This window comes from Mesorhizobium sp. BH1-1-5, assembly GCF_020165615.1.
In the GTDB taxonomy this organism is placed as follows: domain Bacteria; phylum Pseudomonadota; class Alphaproteobacteria; order Rhizobiales; family Rhizobiaceae; genus Mesorhizobium.
In genome coordinates this window covers 78,238-99,139 of sequence record NZ_JAIUIM010000007.1, presented here as the reverse complement: position 1 = coordinate 99,139, position 20,902 = coordinate 78,238, and the positions used below count along the sequence as shown (strand labels likewise).

Annotated in this window: 21 protein-coding genes and 1 tRNA gene; 10 read left to right on the top strand and 12 right to left on the bottom strand. The window is 63.3% G+C overall.

Annotation, left to right across the window (positions count from 1 at the left end):
• Positions 1-97: 97 nt before the first annotated feature.
• From LB572_RS11515 to LB572_RS11500, 4 genes are all read right to left on the bottom strand, one after another.
• Positions 98-1,075: a quinone oxidoreductase family protein gene (locus LB572_RS11515; protein ID WP_224667802.1), complete on the bottom strand. Its 978-nt coding sequence runs from the start codon at positions 1,073-1,075 to the stop codon at positions 98-100.
• Positions 1,076-1,210: 135 nt separating this feature from the next.
• The gene (gene pcsA, locus LB572_RS11510; protein ID WP_318014033.1) at positions 1,211-2,029 is read right to left on the bottom strand and encodes a phosphatidylcholine synthase; all 819 of its coding nucleotides are present in this window, start codon (positions 2,027-2,029) and stop codon (positions 1,211-1,213) included.
• Entirely contained in the window at positions 2,026-2,640 is a 615-nt protein-coding gene (locus LB572_RS11505) for a DUF1326 domain-containing protein (protein WP_140808633.1), read from the bottom strand. Before LB572_RS11505 ends, pcsA begins: the two co-directional genes overlap by 4 nt.
• A gap of 12 nt (positions 2,641-2,652) precedes the next feature.
• Complete coding sequence (locus LB572_RS11500; protein WP_224667801.1) at positions 2,653-3,534, bottom strand: DUF2182 domain-containing protein; 882 nt, start codon at positions 3,532-3,534, stop codon at positions 2,653-2,655.
• 102 nt (positions 3,535-3,636) lie between these two features.
• Between LB572_RS11500 and LB572_RS11495 the strand changes: the two genes are divergently transcribed.
• Positions 3,637-4,848, top strand: a complete 1,212-nt coding sequence (locus LB572_RS11495) for a UbiH/UbiF family hydroxylase (protein WP_224667800.1) — start codon at positions 3,637-3,639, stop codon at positions 4,846-4,848.
• Here the strand turns inward: LB572_RS11495 and LB572_RS11490 are convergent.
• Complete coding sequence (locus LB572_RS11490; RefSeq protein WP_224667799.1) at positions 4,825-5,787, bottom strand: AEC family transporter; 963 nt, start codon at positions 5,785-5,787, stop codon at positions 4,825-4,827. The two genes, LB572_RS11495 and LB572_RS11490, sit on opposite strands and share 24 nt — an antisense overlap.
• A gap of 212 nt (positions 5,788-5,999) precedes the next feature.
• Between LB572_RS11490 and hspQ the strand changes: the two genes are divergently transcribed.
• Positions 6,000-6,323, top strand: coding sequence for a heat shock protein HspQ (gene hspQ / locus LB572_RS11485; protein WP_181179818.1), 324 nt, complete (start codon positions 6,000-6,002; stop codon positions 6,321-6,323).
• A gap of 94 nt (positions 6,324-6,417) precedes the next feature.
• Here hspQ and LB572_RS11480 read toward each other — a convergent pair whose 3' ends face one another.
• Entirely contained in the window at positions 6,418-7,038 is a 621-nt protein-coding gene (locus LB572_RS11480) for an invasion associated locus B family protein (RefSeq protein ID WP_095765425.1), read from the bottom strand.
• A gap of 295 nt (positions 7,039-7,333) precedes the next feature.
• On the opposite strand from LB572_RS11480, the gene LB572_RS11475 reads away from it, so the two are divergent.
• Together LB572_RS11475 and LB572_RS11470 are read left to right on the top strand one after the other, a co-directional pair.
• Complete coding sequence (locus tag LB572_RS11475) at positions 7,334-9,154, top strand: extracellular solute-binding protein (protein WP_224667798.1); 1,821 nt, start codon at positions 7,334-7,336, stop codon at positions 9,152-9,154.
• Between the two features lie 35 nt (positions 9,155-9,189).
• Positions 9,190-9,870: a DsbA family oxidoreductase gene (locus LB572_RS11470; RefSeq protein WP_224667797.1), complete on the top strand. Its 681-nt coding sequence runs from the start codon at positions 9,190-9,192 to the stop codon at positions 9,868-9,870.
• Between the two features lie 68 nt (positions 9,871-9,938).
• Here LB572_RS11470 and LB572_RS11465 read toward each other — a convergent pair whose 3' ends face one another.
• A complete protein-coding gene (locus LB572_RS11465; protein WP_224667796.1) occupies positions 9,939-10,373 on the bottom strand; it encodes a hypothetical protein in 435 nt (144 codons plus the stop codon).
• Between the two features lie 252 nt (positions 10,374-10,625).
• On the opposite strand from LB572_RS11465, the gene LB572_RS11460 reads away from it, so the two are divergent.
• From LB572_RS11460 to mgtE, 3 genes are all read left to right on the top strand, one after another.
• Positions 10,626-11,027, top strand: a complete 402-nt coding sequence (locus tag LB572_RS11460) for a DUF6252 family protein (RefSeq protein ID WP_263497944.1) — start codon at positions 10,626-10,628, stop codon at positions 11,025-11,027.
• Positions 11,028-11,383: 356 nt separating this feature from the next.
• Entirely contained in the window at positions 11,384-13,276 is a 1,893-nt protein-coding gene (locus LB572_RS11455; RefSeq protein WP_224667794.1) for an ABC transporter ATP-binding protein/permease, read from the top strand.
• 279 nt (positions 13,277-13,555) lie between these two features.
• Positions 13,556-14,920 carry a magnesium transporter gene (gene mgtE / locus LB572_RS11450; RefSeq protein WP_140809882.1) on the top strand — a complete coding sequence of 455 codons (1,365 nt, stop codon included), beginning with the start codon at positions 13,556-13,558 and terminating at the stop codon, positions 14,918-14,920.
• A 48-nt stretch (positions 14,921-14,968) separates the two neighbouring features.
• Here the strand turns inward: mgtE and LB572_RS11445 are convergent, their stop codons facing one another.
• The 4 genes from LB572_RS11445 to rpiA form a co-directional block, all read right to left on the bottom strand.
• Positions 14,969-16,129 carry a serine hydrolase domain-containing protein gene (locus LB572_RS11445; protein WP_224667793.1) on the bottom strand — a complete coding sequence of 387 codons (1,161 nt, stop codon included), beginning with the start codon at positions 16,127-16,129 and terminating at the stop codon, positions 14,969-14,971.
• 26 nt (positions 16,130-16,155) lie between these two features.
• Entirely contained in the window at positions 16,156-17,544 is a 1,389-nt protein-coding gene (gene gor / locus LB572_RS11440) for a glutathione-disulfide reductase (RefSeq protein WP_224667792.1), read from the bottom strand.
• 118 nt (positions 17,545-17,662) lie between these two features.
• Positions 17,663-18,280 carry a DUF2059 domain-containing protein gene (locus tag LB572_RS11435; RefSeq protein ID WP_224667791.1) on the bottom strand — a complete coding sequence of 206 codons (618 nt, stop codon included), beginning with the start codon at positions 18,278-18,280 and terminating at the stop codon, positions 17,663-17,665.
• 21 nt (positions 18,281-18,301) lie between these two features.
• A complete protein-coding gene (gene rpiA, locus LB572_RS11430; RefSeq protein WP_224667790.1) occupies positions 18,302-18,997 on the bottom strand; it encodes a ribose-5-phosphate isomerase RpiA in 696 nt (231 codons plus the stop codon).
• Positions 18,998-19,157: 160 nt separating this feature from the next.
• On the opposite strand from rpiA, the gene LB572_RS11425 reads away from it, so the two are divergent.
• The 3 genes from LB572_RS11425 to LB572_RS11415 all read left to right on the top strand — a co-directional run bounded on the left by LB572_RS11425 (position 19,158) and on the right by LB572_RS11415 (position 20,610).
• Positions 19,158-19,838: a phosphoglycolate phosphatase gene (locus LB572_RS11425; protein ID WP_224667789.1), complete on the top strand. Its 681-nt coding sequence runs from the start codon at positions 19,158-19,160 to the stop codon at positions 19,836-19,838.
• Positions 19,839-19,948: 110 nt separating this feature from the next.
• Positions 19,949-20,023: transfer RNA gene (locus LB572_RS11420), tRNA-Val, on the top strand.
• A 266-nt stretch (positions 20,024-20,289) separates the two neighbouring features.
• The gene (locus LB572_RS11415; protein ID WP_224667788.1) at positions 20,290-20,610 is read left to right on the top strand and encodes a VOC family protein; all 321 of its coding nucleotides are present in this window, start codon (positions 20,290-20,292) and stop codon (positions 20,608-20,610) included.
• A 35-nt stretch (positions 20,611-20,645) separates the two neighbouring features.
• On the opposite strand, the gene LB572_RS11410 is transcribed toward LB572_RS11415, so the two are convergent.
• Positions 20,646-20,816 (bottom strand): hypothetical protein, encoded by a 171-nt coding sequence (locus LB572_RS11410; RefSeq protein ID WP_181179958.1) that lies wholly within the window; start codon positions 20,814-20,816, stop codon positions 20,646-20,648.
• Positions 20,817-20,902: the final 86 nt, after the last annotated feature.

Genomic DNA, 20,902 nt, shown 5'->3' with positions numbered 1-20,902 from the left:
GCTTTTCAGGCGAGCCGTGCCTTCGGGCACGGCAAGTCGCTGAAAAATAAGGCAGTCGGCCAGGATATGTGCCGAAAAGTGTGAAGCGGTGAAAGCTCTAGGGAATGAGGACCGTCGTTCCCGTCGTCTTGCGCGCTTCGAGATCAGCTTGCGCCTTTGCCGCGTCCTTCAGCGCATAGCGCTGGTTGATCTTGATCTCGACGGCGCCGCTCTTGACCACGTCGAAAAGCGCTTCCGCCGACTTCACAAGGTCTTCGCGCCTGGCGTTGTAGACGAACAGCGTCGGCCGGGTTGCATAGATGGAGCCCTTCTGTGCCAGCAGCGACATCGAGAAAGGCGGGATCGGCCCTGACGACTGGCCGAAGCTGACGAACATGCCGAGCGGCCGCAGACAATCGAGCGATGCCGGAAAGGTGTCAGTGCCGACGGAATCATAAACAACATCGCATTTCTTGCCGCCGGTGAGCGCCGCAACGCCGGCAACGAAGTCCTGCTCCTTGTAGTTGATGACGTGATCGAAGCCATGCGCCCGGGCGAGCTCGATCTTGTCGGCGGAGCTGGCGGTGCCGATCACCGTCGCGCCAAGATGCTTGGCCCATTGGCCGAGGATCAGGCCGACGCCGCCTGCGGCCGCGTGATAGAGGATCGTGTCGCCGGCCTTGACCGGGAAGGTACGGCGCAAGAGGTACTCGGCCGTCATGCCCTTCAGCATCATCGCGGCCGCCTGCTCGTCGCTGATGCCGTCCGGCACTTTGACCACACGGTCGGCGGCGACCACCCGCTTCTCGCAATAGGCGCCGACATTGACGGCATAGGCGATGCGGTCGCCGGGCTTCAGCCAGTCGACGCCAGTGCCGAGCGCCAGCACGACGCCTGCCGCCTCGCCGCCCGGGATCAGCGGAAAGCCGCCGGGCGGCGGATAAAGCCCGGAGCGGTAGTAGACGTCGATGAAGTTGAGGCCGATCGCCGTGTGCCGGATCAGGATCTGGCCTTCTCCCGGCTGGCCCGGATCGGCGTCTTCATAGGTCAGGACTTCGGGGCCGCCATTGGCGTGGATACGGATTGCCTTGGACATCGCTCAACTCTCTGAAGGGTACGGACACGATCTGGAACATGGATCCCGAAAGGGACAACCGATTTTCGGAAGGTCATGCGCCGATGGACAGCCATGTCAGGATGACCATTCGACCAAAATTATCCTGATCCAGGATCAGGACTTCTTGGCGCCCAGATTGGGAAACATCTGCATGATGCCACCGATGCAGGCGAGATAGAGGCCGGTGATGGTGATGCCGATCTTGGTGAAGTCGCTGACCTGCTCTCCCAGCACGCCGATCTTGTCGTAGAAGGCGGCGAGTGCGGCCTGCGCCAGCGCCAGCGCGCCGAAGGCGCACCACAAAAGCGTCATGCCGAGATTGACCGGCCGCAACCGCACCACGCGCACCGGATGGATGAAATTGATCGGCACGAAAGTCAAAATGCCGGCTACCACCACCACGGCGAAAGACACCCATTGCCCAGGCTCGATGACGAAGAGCGTGAACACCACCATGTTCCAGACGACGGGGAACCCTTTGAAGAAGTTCTCCTTCGTTTTCATGCCGGTGTCGGCATAGTAGATCGCGCTGGAGACCACGATGATGGCCGCCGACAGGAAGGACAGGTTCTCGCCCATGAAGCCGCGCTGATAGAGCGCGAAGGCCGGAATGAGCACGTAAGTGACGTAATCGATGATGTTGTCGAGGAGCTCTCCCGACCATGTCGGCAGGATTTCCTTCACCTCGAGCTTCCTGGCGATCGGGCCGTCGATGCCGTCGACGAACAGCGCCAGCCCCAGCCACCAGAACATCGCCGTCCAGCGTTCCTCGCTCGCCGCCACCAGCGAGAGGAAGGCGAGGAACGATCCTGAAGCGGTGAGCAGGTGGACGGAGAACGCGCGCGCCTGCGGCCACGTCACCTTCTTCTTCGGCAGCGGGATCCGCTCCGCGATCTTCTTTGCCGCTTTCCTGGCCGCTGTGCTCTTGCTCACGGTCCCCGCCAGTCCAGCTTGCAGATTTCGGCCGAGCGGCCGGCGAAATTCCAGTTGCGGCCGAAAGCGCGCATCTTGCTCTTGTCGGACTTCGCCACGATGATCTCCGGCGCGATCCAATATTCGGAATTGGTGATCACCGTATCCTTCTCGCGGTCCTTGCCGGGAATTGGCGTCACCGCTCCGTCGATAATCCGCGGTATCTGGAAGACGCGCGTCTTGTCGCGCGTCTCATAGGTGATCGGCACCTGCTCGACGCCGAGGAATTTTCCGACGAGGATCGACAGCAGCGATGTCGTGCCGCCGGCCTTGCCGGTGAATATCTTGGTCAGCGCCTTCGCTGCATAGACCGAGGCGCGCTTGTCGATGAACAGGCCGGCCGTCCAGTTGCCGCGGCTCATATAGCCGGGGATTTCCATGATCAGGCCGAGATTGAGGCCCGAAAGGTCGACTTCGCCGAAATGGCCTGCATCGATGCGAAAACCCGCCCAGGTCTGGCAGTAGCCTTCTGTCGGCGGATGGCTGCCGAGCGACAGCACGCAGGGACAGAAAACCGTGCAATTGCAGGAGAGTACCAGCTCCCCTTTCATTGCCCAGCTTTGGTCGGTCATCGAATTCTCCCCTCACGCCGAAACTAATAGCAGGGCAGCCGCCCACACAAGCAGTATCGTACCGGCAACCCTGCTGGCCACCCTGCCGCTGGTCTGTTTTTCGATCAGGGTGAACAGGCTGATCAGTGCCATCCAGAAGACGTTCATCGCCCCGACGGCAAACATCACCAGCATCAGCGCCCAGCAGCAACCGAGGCACCAGACCCCCTGCTCCAGTCCCAAGCGGAAGATGCGGCCCGGTTTCGCGCTCCAGTTGGCGAACAGGATCGAGAACGGGTTGCGGCATTTTTCCAGGCATGCCTGTTTGAGGCCGCTGAATTGATAGAGACCGGCGACGAGCAGGGCTGCAGCACCGGCAAGCCCGACGGCTGGGTCGAGCATCCGGCCGGAACTGGCAAAGGCGTAGACCGCGAACGTCAGCGCGGTGAAGCCGACGGATGCACCAAGCCATGTGGCAAGGTATCCGCCGACAAGCACCAGCGGATGAACGACGGGTTCGCCCTTGATCCTCGCCGTATCGGCGATTTCGCAATAGGTGCGGATCAGCGGCGCCGCCGAAGGCAGCATCGTCGCCACGGCCATCAGGAACCACATCAGCACCAGCGCCGGAGCCTGCAGGCCTGCAAGCGGCGCCGGCGCAAGGCAGAGAGCGAAGAACCGGTCCAGGAAATCCGGCAACGGCAGGCCCGGCAGGCTTTCCAGCAGCGTGTCGCCGGGGGCGCCGGCAGGTCGGCTTTCGGCGCCGCGGATCGCCATCGCGCCGAGAAGGAGCCACGCAAGCGCGACGCTGATGCCGATCGTGAGCATGACCGCAAGGCGCGGGCTGCGCGCCACGCCCGCCGTCGCCCGGCCGGCGCGGTCGAGATGGCTGAAATCGTGCTGCTCACCGCTCATGGCAATCGAATGGGCTGAATCGCCACGTTGATCAAGCCGGCTGATCTGCCCTATATCCGGACAAAGGCCCGACAGGGTCGCCTCGCATAGTGGAAGCCTGGCGTGGAGCACAACGACAAAGCCCGCATCCTGGTTGCCGGCAGCGGTCCGGCCGGCCTGATCGCCGCGCTCGGCTTTGCCGAGGCCCGTTTTGGCGTGACGCTGGTCGGCCCAGAGGCCAACACCACTGACGGCCGCACCACAGCCCTTATGAATCCCGCCCTGAAAGTCCTTGAACGGCTGGGCGTCCTTGCCGAACTGAAGCCGCAGGCCGCCCCGCTCAAGGTGATGCGCATCGTCGACGCCACCCGCCGGTTGATCCGCAGTCCAACCGTGACCTTCCGCGCCAGCGAGATCGGCGAGGAACAGTTCGGGCTCAATTTGCCGAACAAGGCTCTTATCCCGATCCTCGCCGGGGCCGTTTCAGGTCATGACGGGATTCATTGGCTGAAATCCACCGTCGAGTCTTGGAGCCTCGACGCCGAGCAGGCCCATGCGCGGCTGGCCGACGGCAGCGAAGTCTCGGCATGCCTGGCGGTCGCCGCCGACGGACGCCTCTCCCCGGCGCGCGAAGCCGCCGGCATTCGCGCCTCCGCGCGGCCCTATCCGCAATCTGCGCTCGTGCTCAATTTCGGCCACCGCAGCGAGCACGGCTTCATTTCGACCGAGTTCCATACCGAAACGGGACCGTTCACGCAGGTGCCGCTGCCCGGCAGACGCTCGAGCCTGGTCTGGGTGGTGAAGCCGCAGACCGCGCAGGAGCTTGCCGCGCTCGACGAGGCAACCCTGTCGGAGCGTGTCGAGGAGCAGATGCAATCGATGCTTGGCCGGGTCTCGGTCGAGCCGGGCCGGCAGGTCTATCCCTTGTCGGCGGCCTCGCCCGGCCGCTTCGCGCAAAACCGCGTGGCGTTGGTCGGCGAGGCGGCGCATGTGTTTCCGCCGATCGGCGCCCAAGGCCTCAACCTCGGCATCAGGGACATCGACGATCTGCTTGGAATCGCGAGCGAAAACAGCATGGATCCCGGGTCACGCAAGAGTCTCGCCGCCTATGACACCAGGCGCCGGCCCGACATATGGGCGCGAAGCGGCGCGGTGAACCTGCTCAACATGTCGCTCTTGTCCGACATGCTGCCGGCGCAATTGGCGCGCAGCGCCGGCCTCAACGCGCTGGGCGGCCTCGTGCCGCTGCGCGCCTTCTTCATGCGCGAGGGACTGCGGCCCGGCAGCGGTTTTCGTGCGATTGCCGGCGGCTTAAGGAAAGAGGTCGGCCGGTAGGATTCCGTGCCGGATCGCATAGAGCAGCGCGGTCACCGTCACTACCGAAAAACATGTCGTGATCAGCACGCTGGCCGAAGCCCGCTGCACCCACACGTCATATTGCTGCGCGATCACGAAGACATTGGTCGCCGTCGGCAGCGCCGCCAGCAGCATGGCTGAAAACACCCAGGTCGGCGAGAAATTGCCGATCCAGCTCAGCACGACGTAGCAAAGCAGTGGATGGACGATCAGCTTCAACCCCGCGATCAGCGCCAGCTCGTGCGGCACTCGGTTGAGCGGCCTGAGCGCCAGCGTCACCCCCATGGCGAACAGCGCGCAGGGCGCGGCCGCGCGGGCGAGGTAGTCCAGGAAGCGATCGACAGGCAGCGGCGGGCGGAACTCCACATAGGCGGCGGCTACGCCAAGCGCCGTCGCGATGATGAAGGGATGCAGAGCGATCTTCTTCAAGACACCGAACGCCAGTTGGAGCGCCGGTGCCTTCTCCTTGCCCGACAACGCCATCATCATCGGCGCGACGGTGAAATGCACGATGTTCTCGAAGCAGAAGATCAGCGCCACCGGCACCGCCGCCTGCTCGCCAAACGCCAGCAAAGCGAGGCCCGGTCCCATATAGCCGATGTTGCCATAAGCCGCTGCGAGGGCCGTGATCGTCGCCGGCGCGATGCCGCCGCGGGAAACGAAGACCGACCAAGCGAACATCAGCGTGAAGATCGCGTAGGTGGCGATGAGCGAGCCAAGGATGAAGCTCCACTCGGTCAATTGCTCGAACGGCGTCTTGGCGAGCAACTGGAAGAACAGGGCCGGCAGCGCGACATAGACGATGAAAATGTTCATCCAGCCGAGCGCCTCTAGCGGCTGCCTGGTGATGCGCGCCACAACGAAGCCGACGAAGATCATGCCGAAGAATGGAAGAACGAGACCGATGACGTCAGACATTTTTCGCTCGGGCGGGAAAACTCCCGCGCGGGCTAACCCGTTGCTTCGGCCAAGGTCAAGGACTTGGCTATTGAATTGCGTCCGCGTCTGCGCCAAATAGGCACCAGCCGAAAGTCGGGGTCGATTTTTGGCCGGGTGATGTGTAAATTCAAGGCCTTAGGCGCCTTGCGCGCAGCCACGACAGGCGCCTCGGACCCTAAGTGGTGAACGTGATGAAAACGGCCAAATTCTCGATCGGGCAAGTGGTTCGCCATAGGCTGTTTCCGTTCCGCGGCGTGATCTTCGACGTCGATCCGGAATTCGCCAACACTGAGGAATGGTACGAAGCCATCCCCGCCGACGTGCGTCCGCGCAAGGACCAGCCTTTCTACCATCTTCTGGCGGAAAATTCGGAGACCGAGTACATCGCCTATGTGTCCGAGCAGAACCTGCTCGAGGACCGGTCGGGCGAGCCGGTGCGGCATCCGCAGATCGGCGAGATGTTCCATAAGCTGCCGGATGGCCGCTACGAGCCGAAGCGTCATTCGAAGCATTGAAGTGTAGTGGCTGCCGCCCAAAGCGCGGCGCGCGGCGACAACAAAAAAGCGGGGCAAATGCCCCGCTTTGTTTTCCGAGAAACGCGTCTGGCGATCAGTTCGCGGTCTTGGCCTTGTCCTGCTCGTCCTTGAGCTTCTTGGCGAAGTCCTGGTTGTTCTTGGCGACGAAGTCCTGCAGCTTCTTCTGCCGGTCCTCGATGTCCGACTGCTGCAGCGGCGGGCCGTCATAGGCGCCGCTGAAGCCGGTGAGCGCGATCTTGATCGGGTTCGGCTGGTTCTGGAAGTTGATCGAAGTGAGCGTGATCCCCTGCCCCTTCTTGAAGGAAGCGACGAGCTGGTCGCTCAGCGGCACTTCCGCCACGCAACGATCCGGGAAGCAGATCACATAGTCGAGCTTCTGTGCCTTGCCGGCATCGATCTGGAGCGCAATGCCCGGAGGCACGAGGCGGCCGGTCGGGACCGTGACCTGGAAGACCTTGCGGTTCACCTTGCCCTTGAGCTCGATCAGGCTGACGCCGGTGACGAGCTGGCCGTTGCCGGCGGTGACGATGTTCTGCACGTTGCAGATGTCGACGTCTTCCTGCTTGGTGCAGGCCTTGAACCAGCCCTGAGGAATCTGCGGCTGCTGTTGGGCCGAGGCGGTGAAAAGCCCGGCGCCCAGAACGCCGACCACGCCTGCGGCCAGCACCGAAAGGCGGTACGCGTTGATCGTCATATGGTGCACTTTCCTCTCAAATGATCCCGGGGACCGGCTTCTTCGTGCCGTGTGGTCCAGCTACCTGTTGCCCAAATGAGGCAACAGGATGACTTCGGAGCGCGTGTTACACTGCCAGCGGCGTCGAATCCAGCCCGGTTTCCGTGATTTCTTCGCGGTTTGATGTCCCAGGGGCAAGCATCGATCGGCGCTGGAACGGCTGAACCCGATTCCCAATCGGGCACCGATTCAATCAGGTAAGGAAATGCTCTAGGGTGCATGGCGAATCACAAAGCCGCCCGGCAAGGAGACGGTCATGGACCGCGTTCTCGTTCGGCTGATCGCCGCGACCTCGTTTTTGGCTCTTTCGCTCCTTCCGGCACAGTCGGAGCCGAAGCACGGCATTGCCATGCAGGGCGAGCCGGCGCTGCCGCCCGACTACCAGCATTTCGACTACGTCAATCCGGACGCGCCGAAAGGTGGAAGCGTCACCTATTGCGTCGTCGGCTCCTTCGACAACCTCAACCCCTTCATCCTGAAAAGCCTGCGCACCACGGCGCGCGGCATGATCGATATCGTTTACGGCAATCTCGTCTTCGAGCCGCTGATGCAGCGCAGCTATGACGAGCCTTTCAGCCTCTATGGGCTGCTTGCCGACAGCGCCGACATGGATCCGGAGCGCAAGAGCATCGAGTTCCATCTCAACCCCAACGCAAAATGGTCCGACGGCCAGCCGGTGACGCCGGAAGACGTGCTGTTTACCTATGACGTCTTCGCCGCCAAGGGCCGCCCGCCCTACAGCGACCGCATGAGCATGATCGCCAAGCTGGAGAAGACCGGCGACCACAGCGTGAAATTCACTTTCAACGACAAGGCCAACCGCGAATTCCCGCTGATCGTCGCGCTGACGCCGATCGTCCCGAAGCACGCCTTCGACAAGGACACGTTCGACAGGACCACGCTGAAGCCATTGATCGGCAGCGGACCCTACACCGTGGACAAGGTGCTGCCCGGGCAGCGCATCGTCTTCAAGCGCAACCCGGACTATTGGGGCAAGGACATTCCGTCGAAACGCGGCTTCGACAATTTCGACCAGATCACCATCGAATATTTTCTCAACGCCAACGCCAAGACAGAAGCGTTCAAGAAAGGAATCTGTGCCCTCGATGACGAGACCGATCCGGTCAAGCGTGAGCGCGACATCGACTTTCCGGCCTTCCGCCGGGGCGATGTGAAGGAAGAATATTTCAATACCGGCATCCCCCCGGTGGTCACCGGCTTCCTGTTCAACACCAGGCTGCCGAAGTTCGCCAACCCGGTCGTGCGCCGCGCGCTCGGCATGCTCTACGACTTCGAGTGGGCGAACAAGAACCTGTTCGGCGGCAAGTTCAACCGCACCATGAGCTATTGGCAGAATTCCGAGCTGTCCGCGCTCGGCCATCCAGCCGACGACCGCGAAAAGGCGCTGCTTGCCCCCTATCCCGGCCGCGTGCCGCCAGAGGTGATGGACGGCACCTGGCGCCCGCCGGTGACGGACGGTTCGGGCCAGGATCGCAAAGTGCTCAAAGCCGCCTTCGAGTTGCTGAAGAGCGCCGGCTTCCACGTGCAGGACGGCAAGATGCTCGACCCGCAGGGAAATCCCTTCAGCTTCGAGATCCTGACCTCGTCGCAGGACGAGGAGCGGCTGGCTGCCGTCTACCAGCGCACGCTGGAGAAGATCGGCATAGATGTCGGCATCCGCACCCTCGACGGCGACCAGATCCAGTCGCGCAAGCAACGCTATGACTTCGAGGTGCTGATCGGCACCAGCGGCTTCAGCAATTCGCTGTCGCCCGGCAGCGAGCAGCTCGGCCGCTGGGGATCGGTCGCCGCGAAGACGGATGGATCGTTCAATCTCGCCGGCGTCGCCGATCCGGCGATCGACGCCGCGATCGACGCCATGCTGAACGCGCGCGCCAAGGAGGACTATGTCGCGGCGGTGCGCGCGCTCGACCGGCTGCTGATCTCAGGCAACTACATCGTGCCGATGCAATACAACACCCAGCAATGGCTCGCTTACTGGAGCTATCTGGAACATCCGCAAAAGACCCCCATATTCGGCTATCAGCTGCCGACCTGGTGGCGAAAGCCCAACTGACGCAAAACCCAATCGGAACCGAACAGGAGACGAGCATGAGCGCCGAGAACTCCATCACCGTCGATGTCGTGTCCGATGTCGTCTGCCCCTGGTGTTTCATCGGCCAGAAGCGGCTGGGCAAGGCCATTGCTTCTGTAGGTGACGTCGACGTGCATGTCCGCTGGCGGCCGTTCCAGCTCGATCCGACCATCCCGCCTCAGGGTATGGATCGCCGCCAATACATGCTCGGCAAATTCGGCAGCGAGGAACGCATCCGCGAGATCCACGCCCGCATCGAGCCGCTCGGCGAGGCCGAGGGCATCCATTTTGCATTTGCTGCCATCAAGGTCGCCGCCAACACGCTGGATGCTCACCGCGTCATCCGCTGGGCGGGAGCCGCGGGGGAAGATGTGCAGAACCGGTTGGTGCGCCGCCTCTTCCAGCTGAATTTCGAGGAAGGCGTGAACATTGGCGATCATGCCGTGCTGGTAAAGGCGGCCGGCGAAGCCGGCATGGATGCCTCCGTGGTCGAGACGCTGCTGCCGACCGATGCTGACGTCGAGGCGGTCCGCAACGAGATCGCCACCGCTTCGCGCATGGGCATCACCGGCGTGCCCTGCTTCCTGCTCGAAGGCAAATACGCGGTGATGGGCGCGCAGGATGCCGACACGCTTGCCGACGCGATCCGCCAGGTGGCGCAGGCCAAGGCGCGCGGCGAGCTGGAAACCGCCAACTGAATGTTCCATTGGCGGAAGGCCCACGGCGCCGAACCTGACCGCCGCGCGCTTTTCCTGGGATTGTGCTCCTACTTCGCGGTCGCTTTGGCCTTGCTCAAGAAGAAGCCGTGGCCATTGCTGCCCGTGCAGCTTAATCCCTTCGTCGACGACTGGCAGGAAAACGGCCCCTTGCTCCAGCTGTTGCCGTAGCCAAGCTTGTTCACGTCGCTGCAACAGCCCTGCTCGCCGGGATTCTTGATCAGCGTCGCCGGCCCTTTCGGCCCCAGGATTACGGTCACATAGCTCGGCTTGACCCGCGAGCAGGAGAGCTCCGGCCCGCCATCCTGCGGCTGGTAGGTGCTGGTGCCGCCCTTCGGCGTATAGATGCAGCCGATATTGCCGGATGGCGTGTTGAACTCGACCTGGCCCTCGGCGCTTGCCGGAATGGTCTGGCTGGCGGCGTGCGCCGCGGACGTCCAGGTGAAAATGCTGAGCAGCGCGGCAGCGACTGTCCGTGCAGGCATGTCATCCCCCTCGACATAAACCATCGCTTGGCAAGTTCGGCCCGGGGAACCGCGTTGTCAAATCCTCTTCCGCCGCCAGACACGATCTGGTGAATCGCCTTGCACGCCGCGCTGGGCTACGATGGCCGAGGGTTTAACTGATTTGAGGGGCACCGAATGGCGGTCAGGCGTCGCGCATTGTTGCTGCTGTGCTTGCCTTTCGCCTTCGGCCTTCCGCTGACATTGCAGCGCGTATCCGCCGAGGAGGCCGTCATGTCGGCGACCTTTGAAGGCAAACCCTGGACAGCGTCCTTTACCCTTGCCCAGACGATGCAGATGGGCGGCAAGCCTATGCTGAACCTGTCGGGGACCGAGCAGGGCTCTCCGACCAAGACCTTCAATTCGATGCTGGCGCTCAAGGATCCGAACGACCTTGCCGGCAGCTACAAGCTCAAGACCGGATCCGGCGCGAACAGCGCCAACTTCAACATTCTCGATTCCGGCGCGATGGTCGGCCATGTCCGTTTCGCCAGCGGCGAGATCGTCATCGACAAATACGATGCAGCCGCAAAGACCATTTCCGGTCATTTCAGTGCCTCGGGAAAAGACGAATCGGGCAAGCCTGAAGAGCTCGCGGACGGTAAATTTTCGGGCATTCAGGTCACCGCGCAGTAATCATTTCGGCTGATCGGCGCCTCTCTTTCGTTCACGAAGCCGTGTTTTTTGCTTCCCCAAGGGAAGCTTTTCGCCGACTGGCGCAATCGCCTTTAACGCACTGGAATAAAAGGCGAAATCAGAGCAGCTAACGATCCCTGGGCGCGGCCTTTCTGTTGCCATCGCGCCACGGCGGGTAACCCTGTTCACATTCCCCGGCAGAAAATTAATGGAAAATGATCAATTGGTGTTACCCTGTGTAACAAAACTAGAAAGGTTTGGGCGGGATCGTGACTGAGGTCGGTAGACCGCGGCGTACAGTACCGGAGCAAATATCCAGCGAGGCAAAGGCCTCGTCCCTGACGCCGGTATCGTCGATGCGTACATTCTGGGGGCTGATGCGAGCCTACTGGTTCTCCGACCGCTGGAAGGAAGCCTGGACCCTCACCGTCGTCATTGCGCTGCTGACGGCATTGTCCAGCAAGGCTGGCGTCTGGTTTGCCATGGCGTTGGGCGAGTTGGGCAATTCGATCGCCTTCCTCCACGACGCCGCCAACACCCACCCGTTGCAGACCATCCTGACCAATGCCGGCATATTGGTGCTGCTGGTCGTGCTGAAGGATGCCGGCTTTACCGGCGTGCGCAATCTCGTTTCAACGACCTTGCATCGCAAATGGCGGGGTTGGCTGAACAACCAGTTCAACCAGGCCCTGCTCGACGGCAACCATACCCATTTCCACGCCCAGCACGGTTCGGCGGCCGGCGGCATCGTCGCTCCGGACAACATCGACCAGCGTATCCAGGAATCGATCAAGGACATGACCGGCGGCGCCATCGGGCTTGCCATGGGCGTGCTGGGTGTCGCGACTTCGCTCTACTTCATCGGTGAAAACCTGATTGGGTCCTCGGTCGAGGTCAAAGGCCTGGAATTCCTGGGCAGCTACGGCACCGCGGTGCTGGCATTCCTTGCCGTCGCCGTCTACGTGCCGCTGAACACCTGGATCGCGGTCAAGCTCGGCCGCCTGCTCGAGCGGCTCAATGTGCGCATGCAGCAGGCCGAGGGCAGCTACCGAAGCGAACTGACGACGTTCCTGCGCCGCAGCTTCCACGTCGCCGCCTCGCATGGCGAGGGCGTGCAGAAGTCGATGCATGACCGGCTCTATGTCGATATCGACAGGACATGGGGGCGGCTCAACATCGTCAACACCAGCTACACGTCGTTCGAGCTGATCTACAATTTCGTCGGTGCCCGCATCGTCGCCTACTCCCCGGGCCTCGTGTCGTTCATCCACAACCGCCTCGACTACAAGGGCTACATCACCGGCTCCGAAATGGTCGCCCAGTTGATCAGCCAGTGTTCGTGGTTCATCCATGTGATGCCGGCGATTGCCACGCTGCGGGCCAACAGCCAGCGCGTCACCGAACTCGCCAACGCCATCGAGAACGTCCAGCACCCACAGGAATTCTATCAGCAGACGGGCCGCTCCGACTTCAGCTACGCCACCCAGAACCCGGTGTTCGGCCTCACCATCCAGAAGCTCGAGCTGGCACATCAGGGCGAGGATGCGACGCCCTTCCTCAGCGCCGCCAATCTACGTTTCCGTCGCGGCGAATGGACCTTCCTCAAGGGCGAGTCCGGCTGCGGCAAGACTTCGCTTATCAAGGCGATCAACGGCCTGTGGCCATATGGCCGCGGCACCATCGTTTTCCCGGAAGGCGTGACGAGCTTCTACGCCGCCCAGGAGGTCAAGCTGCAGCAGGTCTCGCTGAAGCAGCTAGTCTGCCTGCCGGGTTCCGAGAACGACCATAGCGACACGCAGGTCGCCGCGGCCCTGCACAAAGCCGGCCTCGGCGACTTCATCGGGCACATGGCCGACGAAAGCCGTGAGGGCAAGGTCTGGGACCAGGTGCTTTCGGGCGGCCAGAAGCAGAAGCTGGTGGTCGCTCGCATCATCCTGCGGCAGCCCGGACTTCTGTTCCTCGACGAGGCGACCGGCGCGCTCGATCCCGAAGGCAAGATCGCCTTCCACCAGGCGATCAAGGACAATTGCGCGAACGTCACCGTCATCAGCGTCATGCATGAGGCAGTGCCGCCGCGCTCGCTTACGGGCGAGGATTTCTACCACAGCGTGGTCGCGATCGCCGACGGCGTCGCCACCAAGAAGCCGCTCGCCCCCAGCCTGCCGCGCGAGCTCACCACCATCCTCGCCCAGCCGCCGCGGCCGGCCGAGGACAAATGGCTGCGCTTCCGCCGGCTGAAGCAGAAATAGCAATCAGGCCAAGCTTTTATCTGCTTCCGTGGCTTGGCTGCCGCGGCTGCCGATCACAGTCTCGCGATCCGACCTCCCCTCACCCGATTTCCGAGCTTTTGACAATTGACTCGGCAAAAGGCGCTCCTATGTTGCGCCCGCTCGCCAAATTCAAACTCGAACCCCGCGAGCAGAAAGGTCAACCCGCCATGCCTGGCGACAGTCACAGTCGAACGCAACCGCCGTCCGCCCTGACGTGACCTGATGGCTCACGTCCTGCCGGACGGCAAGGAGTGAGCCATGAACGAATTCGCACCCGTATTGGACGACGAAGCCGTCGCCGTCGCCCGTGTTCTTGCCAACGATCACGTCGCCGACGTCGTCGAAGCCCTCAACCACGAGCCCCGCGAGACAGCCATCGAGCTGCTCTGCGCCGTGCCGTTCGAGCGGCTGGTCGAGATTTTCGACCAGCCGGAGCTCGAAGCGGCACCTGAGCTCGCCGAGGCCCTGCCGCGCCCGAAGGCAAGCAAGCTCCTGACCGCCATGTCGGTCGACCGCGCCGCCGACATCCTGCGCGAGCTGGATGAACCGGCTCGCTCGGAGCTGCTTGGCGCCTTGGCCCCGCCGCTGCGCGCAACGCTGCTATCCATCCTGGGATATCCGGAAGGCAGCGCCGCCTCGATCATGACGACGGAATTCGTCAGCGTGCCCTCGGATTGGACCGTCGGCCGCACGCTCGACTACATTCGCAAGGTCGAGCGCACGCGCGAGACCATCTACGCCATCTACATCGTCGACCCGGAGACGCAGCTCCTGCTGCGTTCGACCGGATTGCGCCGACTGATCACCGGCAACCCTGAGGATTCGATCCTGTCGGTGGCGCCCGATCGCGTGCCGGTGACGGTGACGCCGCTCACCGATCGCGAGAACCTGGCGCAGACCATCTCCAAATACGACCTGCTCGCCTTGCCCGTGGTCGACCATGGCAGGATCCTCGGCATCGTCACCGTCGACGACATCATCGACACGATGATCGAGGAGACGACCGAGGACGTGCATCGTTTCGGCGGCATGGAGGCGCTCGACGAGCCCTACATGAAGATGAGCTTCCTCGCCATGATCCAGAAGCGCGCCGGCTGGCTCTGCGCGCTGTTCCTCAGCGAGATGCTGACGGCCAACGCCATGCAGAGCTACGAGGGCGAGCTGGAGAAGGCGATCGTGCTGACGCTGTTCATCCCGCTGATCATGAGCTCGGGCGGCAACTCCGGCTCACAGGCGACGTCGCTCGTCATCCGCGCGCTGGCGCTGCGCGAGATCGGGCTGCGCGACTGGTGGCGGGTAGCCCTGCGCGAGCTGCCGACCGGTATGGTGCTCGGCTCGATCCTCGGCATCGTCGGCATCTGCCGCATCACGCTCTGGCAGTATTTCGGCTTCTACGACTACGGCCCGCACTGGATGCTGATCGCGGCAACGGTGGGCGCGGCGCTGGTCGGCATCGTCACCTTCGGCTCGCTGTCGGGATCGATGCTGCCCTTCGCGCTGAAGCGGATCGGCTTCGACCCGGCAAGCGCCTCCGCGCCGTTCGTCGCCACGCTGGTCGACGTCACCGGGCTCGTCATCTACTTCTCGGTGGCGTTGGTGATCCTGCGCGGCACGCTGCTGTAGAAGCATTGCATAACCCGCCGCCGGACCGTGTCGGCGGCGGGTATCTCGTCATCCAGCCCGCCGGCCATAGATCGCGTCGCGCAGCGCATCCGGGAAGGCGCCCGTCATGCCGGCGATCGCCGTGTTGGTGAGCGCCACCACCGTCAGGTCGAGCGTCGGGTCGACGAACCAGGAATGGCCGTAGACCCCGCCCCATCGCCATGTCCCCGGAGCCTGCGGCGTCGCCGCCACCACCGGGTCGCGCAACACGCCAAATCCCAGACCCCAGCCCCAGCCGGGCATGGTCGTCGCCAGGCCTTCGATCGCATCCCTGGTCATTGCCGCCGCCGTCTCGGGGCGGATAACGGTCCCGTCTGCGCGCCGCAGCGCTTCGAGCAGCTTCAGGACATCGCCGGTCGTGCCATTCATGCCGGTGCCACCGGATGCGAAGGAAGTGGGATCGAAAGCGCGCCCAGGCGTGAACGAGATGGCGCCGTCGCCGAAAGGCACGAGATGATGCTCGCCCATGGCGACGGCCCCGCCAGGGCCGTCCGCGTAAGGCCTCACCAGCCGGGCCTGATCACGGACGATAAAACTCGTGTCGCTCATGCCGAGTGGCCTGGCGACCAGGCGATCGGCAAGGTCCGGCAAGGTCTCATCCGTGGCTCTCGCCATCGCCTCGCCCAGAACGTCCATGGCCACCGAATAGCCCCAGCCCGCGCCGGGTGCGAAGGACAGCGGCACCGAGGCGATGCGCCTGAGGTTCTCGGCGGAAGACAGACCCGGCTGGTCGAGACCGTCCGAGATGCCAGCCCGCTGATAAGGACCCCCGGTGGGCTGGCGAAAGCCGTAGTCGAGGCCGGCGGTGTGGGTGAGCAAATGTCGGATGTTCAAGACGGGTTCGCTGCCGTCGGCAAGCTTCGGCCGGAACTCCGGGATGAATTTCGTCACCGGATCGGCAAGATCGATCGCGCCGGCCTCGACCAGGGCGAGCGCGGCGGTGGCGACGATAGGCTTGGTCACCGAGGCCAGGCGGAAGATCGCGTCCTGACGCATCGGTTCGTTCGCCTCGCGGTCGGCGAACCCGGCGGCACGGCCATAGAGGATCTCGCCGCGCCGGGCGACGAGAATGACCGCGCCGACGATACGGCGCTCTTCGATCGCGCCATCCACAACCTGATCGACGCGCCGGGCAAAGTTGCGGTCGAGCGGCGCGGCGCTGGCGGACATCGGAGGCTCCCTGAAATCCTGAAATGTCAGACGCGTTCGCCGTTCTTCACGCGATAGGTCGGCTTGTACATCGTCACCAGTTCCTCGGCCGCGGTCGGATGCACGGCCATGGTGCGGTCGAAATCGTCCTTGGTCAGGCCCGCCTTCAGCGGGATGCCGAGAAGCTGGGCCATCTCGCCGGCATCGGGGCCCAGTATATGCGCGCCGATCACCTTCCTGGACGCGCCGTCGACCACCAGTTTCATCAGCATCTTCTCGTCGCGGCCGGACAGCGTGTGCCGCATCGGACGGAACGACGCGCGGTAGATCTCCACATCTGGATAGCGCTTGACCGCGTCGTCTTCCGACAGGCCGACGGTGCCGATCTCCGGCTGCGAGAACACCGCCGTCGGAATGGTGTCGTAGTCCGGCGCGGTCGGGTTGTTTTTGAACGCGGTCTCGATGAAGCACATCGCCTCGTGGATGGCGACCGGCGTCAGTTGCACGCGATGGGTGACGTCGCCGATCGCCCAGATGTTGTCGAGGTTGGTGCGCGAATATTGGTCGACCACGATCCCGCCCGCCTGGCTGAGTTCGATGCCAACGCCTTCCAGGCCCATATTCTCGGTATTGGGAATACGCCCGATAGCCAGCATCACCTGGTCGACCGTCAAGGTTTGGCCGGAAGACAGCAACACGTCGAGCCGGCCCTCCGGCGTCTTGCGCACCCATTCCGAAACCGCGGGGCAAACGATCTTGATCCCCTTTTTCTCCATGGTCTCGTGCAGCAAACGGCGCAGGTCCATATCGAAGCGGCTGAGGATCTCCTGACCGCGATAGACCAGCGTGGTGTCGACGCCCAGGCCATGGAAGATGTTGGCGAATTCGACGGCGATGTAGCCGCCTCCCTCGATCATGATCGCCTTTGGCAGCTCCTTGAGGTCGAAAGCCTCATTGGAGAAGATGCAATACTCGTGGCCCGACAGCGCCGGATGCGGCGCCGGCCTGCCGCCGGTCGCGATCAGGATCTGGTCGGCGCTGACCGTGCGGTCCTCGGCGACCAGATAAACGGAATGCGGGTCCACCAGCACGGCGCGCGAGTGAAAGGTCTCGCCGCCTGAGCCTTCGACATTTCTCTTGTAGATCGCCTCGAGCCGCGCGATCTCCTTGTCCTTGTTGACGACCAGTGCCTGCCAGTCGAAGCTCGCCTCGGGCACGGTCCAGCCATAGCCGGCGGCGTCGGTGAAATGTTCGGGAAATTGCGACGCATAGACATAGAGCTTCTTCGGCACGCAGCCTCGGATGACGCAGGTGCCGCCGAACCGGTATTCCTCCGCGATGGCGACCCGCTTGCCGAGGGCCGCCGCCACCCGGGCCGCCCTTACGCCGCCGGAGCCGCCGCCGATGACGAACAGATCATAGTCATAACCGGTCATCGCGAGAGCTCCTGCGGATGAGAAAGACGGGGCACAGGTAGGCTGCAAAGCGGCAAAAGAAAAGCCCGGGCAAACCCGGGCTTTGTAGTCCAGCGGCCGTCGGCCGGGTCGATGCGGATCAGTTCTGCGAGTCGTCCGCCGGGGCCGAATTGTCGGCGGGAGCCGAATTGTCCGCCGGAGCGGAATTGTCGGCGGGCGCGGTGGCGTCCGGAGCCGGTGCCGCCGGCGCCGCGGCCTTGGCGGCGGCTGCGATCGTTTCGCCGACCTGCTGGGCGAGGTCGCGGGCAACGCCGTTCTGCCAGATGTCGGCGGCCTTCACGAGGTCGCGCGTCACCGCGGGGCCGCTGTCGAGCAGCTTCTTGCCGGCCGCCGAGCTGTAGAAGGTGGCGATGTCGTTGAGCTCCTGCTCGGAAAACACCTTGGCGTAGGCGAGCGCTGCTTCCTTTTCGAGATCCGCGCGCCGCGACGCAAGGCCGAGTGCCTTCTCGGCCACCGTCTTGCCGATCAGCTCCTGCATGTCGGGGTTCTTCTGGATCAGCTGCGCTTCGAGCGCGCCGGCCGCCTGCGGCAAGATGTTGTCGAACGTGTCCGTGGCATGGATCGCCGCGACGGCCGCGCGCGCGGCCTTCAGATGCGATTCGCTGACATCCTGCGCGAACGCCGGTGACGACAGCGCAAGCACGGCCGAGGCCGCCAGAAGCATCGAAAAGCGGCGAACTCGTTTATGCAACATCATAGTCGGTAGAACTCCCTGGTTTCAGGCTGCATGGACGGTTTCGATACCGTCGCCGCCGGCGATGATGGCCGTTGACGCCAGCCCGATGAATAGACCGTGCTCGACAACGCCTGGAATGGCGAAGAGAGCATTCGAAAGCGCTCTTGTATCCGGAATGCGGCCAAAAGATGCATCGAGGATAAAGTGGCCGCCGTCTGTAACAAATGGCTGGCCCCCCGTCATCCTCAATGTAACCGGGCCGGAAAGTCCGAGCTCCGCCGCGGCCGCGCCAATCGCGATCTCGGTGGCGCGCAGACCGAATTTGTTGACCTCGATCGGCAGCGGGAAGCGGCCGAGGGTCCCGACCATCTTGGACTTGTCGGCAATGACGATCATGCGGTCCGACGCCGCCGCGACGATCTTCTCGCGCAGCAGCGCGCCGCCGCCGCCCTTGATCAGGGTCAGGTCCGGATCGACCTCGTCGGCGCCGTCGACCGTGAGGTCGAGCTCGGGCGTCTCTTCCAGCGTCGACAGCGGCACGCCGAGCTCGCGGCAGAGCGCCGCGGTGCGCTCGGAAGTCGGCACGCCGATGACCTTGAGCCCGGTCGCGACCTTCTCGGCCAGCAGCCGCACGAATTCTTCCGCCGTGGTGCCGGTGCCGATGCCGAGCCGCATGCCGCTGCCGACATGGGCGAGCGCTGCCCGCGCGGCTTCGACCTTCAATTGCCTTGCATCCATGGGAGGCCCCGATTTCTACGGTTTCGCGCGCCTCCTAGCATTTTTGCCTTCCCCGTCAAAGGCCGTCAAAGGGCCGCGCTGTGGACCGATCGAGGCTTCTTGCTTGAACCGGGCCCAGCCTGTATCGGCTGCGGCAACGCAATTGTCGCAGGACCAGCCCATGACTCGCCCGATCATCGTGTTCGATCTCGACGGAACGCTGGTCGACACGGCACCGGACCTGCTCGACAGCCTCAACCACAGCCTTGCGGCAAGCGATCTCGCCGCCGTCGACGAAACCGGCTTCCGGCGCTTCGTCGGCCATGGCGGCCGCGTCATGATCGAACGCGCGCATGCCGCGCAGAACAAGGCGCTGGTGGCCGAAGAGCACGACCGGCTGCTGCAACTGTTCCTCGACCACTACACGCTGAACATTCCCGGCAAATCCCGTCCCTATCCCGGTGTCATCGCCGCGCTCGATCGTTTCCAGAAAGCCGGCTATCTGATGGCGGTCTGCACCAACAAGTACGAGGCAAATTCCGTGGCGCTGATCGGCGCCTTGGGCCTGTCGAACTATTTTGCCGCGATCTGCGGCCAGGACACCTTCGCCTTCCGCAAGCCCGATCCGCGCCATCTCACCGAGACGATCAGGCTGGCCGGCGGCGATCCGAGCAACGCCGTGATGGTCGGCGATTCGCAGACCGACATCGACACCGCCAAGGCGGCCGGCATTCCGGTGGTCGCGGTCGATTTCGGCTACACCGACCGCCATGTGCGTGAATTCGAGCCCACGCTGGTGATCTCGCATTTCGACACGCTGACGCCGGACCTGGCCGAGCGGCTGATCGCTGCGGCGCGCTGAGCGGCCTCCCGGCCCCGAAAATACAATCCCAAGATCGTCGGCACATCGCCTTGACTTCGCTCACCGGCCTCCCTTATATCGCGGCTCGCTTCGGCCTTCGGGCCACAGGCGGGCGATTAGCTCAGCGGGAGAGCACACCCTTCACACGGGTGGGGTCGCAGGTTCAATCCCTGCATCGCCCACCATCTAACCTCCCAAAATGGTTAGATGATTCAGCTTCCAAAGAAATCCTTGAACACTGCCATTGGTGCGTAACTGTCGCGTAGCGATTTTGCGGCCCGGCCTGGCTGGACCGTATGAACGCCGGCGTTCCCAGGTTTTCCCCGCATCCTTTTGGGCGGTGGCCGTGAGTGCAAAGCGCGGGGCGTTGGCAATCTATAAAAAGTAGAGACGCCGTGTCGGTTCTGCGGGCGGTCAACCGTCTTCAAGCAGCGCCACTCGCTGGGCTGGCATGTCGACATCCGCCTGGATGATGTGGAGTGACGACATCAACTTCATGCTGCTCAGCCGGGTAAAATGGCAGACTATGACCACCCGCCCTATACCGCCATCAACATCCAGTGAGGTAATGTTGGCACTGTCCCTGGATAGCCGCGACGCGGTCGATGCGATGGCCGCCGCAGCGGCTGCGAACGGCGGGACCGCCGACATCAATCCAGTTGAAGATCATGGGTTCATGTACACTCGAGACCTTGCTGACCCCGATGGTCATGCCGTGGGCTCGATGTGGATGGACGTTTCCGCAATACCTGCGGGCGACAAGGCGGGCTGAGCGTATTTACCCAACAGCAGCGGGATCAAGAACGCTCAAATCAGCCCCCGTCGCACATTCATGCGCGTCACGGCCGTCACCAGGACGGCGCCGGTCATGAAATAGAGCGTGGCGATGATGTGGCCCTGGTGGAAATGCAGCCCGGCAAACAAAAGGGCCATGACCACGGCAAGGAAGGCGATGATGCGCGAGAATTCGTCGGGCATGGGGCGACCTTGTGCAATGTGTTTGGTGGCCGCCCTCATTCAGCCGATCGCTCCATAGAGCGGTTTTCGATTTTTCGCAATCGGCT

Excerpts from the sequence above, each read along its gene's own strand:
- LB572_RS11515 (WP_224667802.1), bottom strand. The coding sequence starts at position 1,075 with ATGTCCAAGGCAATCCGTATCCACGCCAATGGCGGCCCCGAAGTCCTG.
- LB572_RS11505 (WP_140808633.1), bottom strand. The coding sequence starts at position 2,640 with ATGACCGACCAAAGCTGGGCAATGAAAGGGGAGCTGGTACTCTCCTGC.
- LB572_RS11500 (WP_224667801.1), bottom strand. The coding sequence starts at position 3,534 with ATGAGCGGTGAGCAGCACGATTTCAGCCATCTCGACCGCGCCGGCCGG.
- LB572_RS11490 (WP_224667799.1), bottom strand. The coding sequence starts at position 5,787 with ATGTCTGACGTCATCGGTCTCGTTCTTCCATTCTTCGGCATGATCTTC.
- hspQ (WP_181179818.1), top strand. The coding sequence starts at position 6,000 with ATGAAAACGGCCAAATTCTCGATCGGGCAAGTGGTTCGCCATAGGCTG.
- LB572_RS11480 (WP_095765425.1), bottom strand. The coding sequence starts at position 7,038 with ATGACGATCAACGCGTACCGCCTTTCGGTGCTGGCCGCAGGCGTGGTC.
- LB572_RS11475 (WP_224667798.1), top strand. The coding sequence starts at position 7,334 with ATGGACCGCGTTCTCGTTCGGCTGATCGCCGCGACCTCGTTTTTGGCT.
- LB572_RS11470 (WP_224667797.1), top strand. The coding sequence starts at position 9,190 with ATGAGCGCCGAGAACTCCATCACCGTCGATGTCGTGTCCGATGTCGTC.
- LB572_RS11465 (WP_224667796.1), bottom strand. The coding sequence starts at position 10,373 with ATGCCTGCACGGACAGTCGCTGCCGCGCTGCTCAGCATTTTCACCTGG.
- LB572_RS11460 (WP_263497944.1), top strand. The coding sequence starts at position 10,626 with ATGTCGGCGACCTTTGAAGGCAAACCCTGGACAGCGTCCTTTACCCTT.
- LB572_RS11455 (WP_224667794.1), top strand. The coding sequence starts at position 11,384 with ATGCGTACATTCTGGGGGCTGATGCGAGCCTACTGGTTCTCCGACCGC.
- mgtE (WP_140809882.1), top strand. The coding sequence starts at position 13,556 with ATGAACGAATTCGCACCCGTATTGGACGACGAAGCCGTCGCCGTCGCC.
- LB572_RS11445 (WP_224667793.1), bottom strand. The coding sequence starts at position 16,129 with ATGTCCGCCAGCGCCGCGCCGCTCGACCGCAACTTTGCCCGGCGCGTC.
- gor (WP_224667792.1), bottom strand. The coding sequence starts at position 17,544 with ATGACCGGTTATGACTATGATCTGTTCGTCATCGGCGGCGGCTCCGGC.
- LB572_RS11435 (WP_224667791.1), bottom strand. The coding sequence starts at position 18,280 with ATGATGTTGCATAAACGAGTTCGCCGCTTTTCGATGCTTCTGGCGGCC.
- rpiA (WP_224667790.1), bottom strand. The coding sequence starts at position 18,997 with ATGGATGCAAGGCAATTGAAGGTCGAAGCCGCGCGGGCAGCGCTCGCC.
- LB572_RS11425 (WP_224667789.1), top strand. The coding sequence starts at position 19,158 with ATGACTCGCCCGATCATCGTGTTCGATCTCGACGGAACGCTGGTCGAC.
- LB572_RS11415 (WP_224667788.1), top strand. The coding sequence starts at position 20,290 with ATGTCGACATCCGCCTGGATGATGTGGAGTGACGACATCAACTTCATG.
- LB572_RS11410 (WP_181179958.1), bottom strand. The coding sequence starts at position 20,816 with ATGCCCGACGAATTCTCGCGCATCATCGCCTTCCTTGCCGTGGTCATG.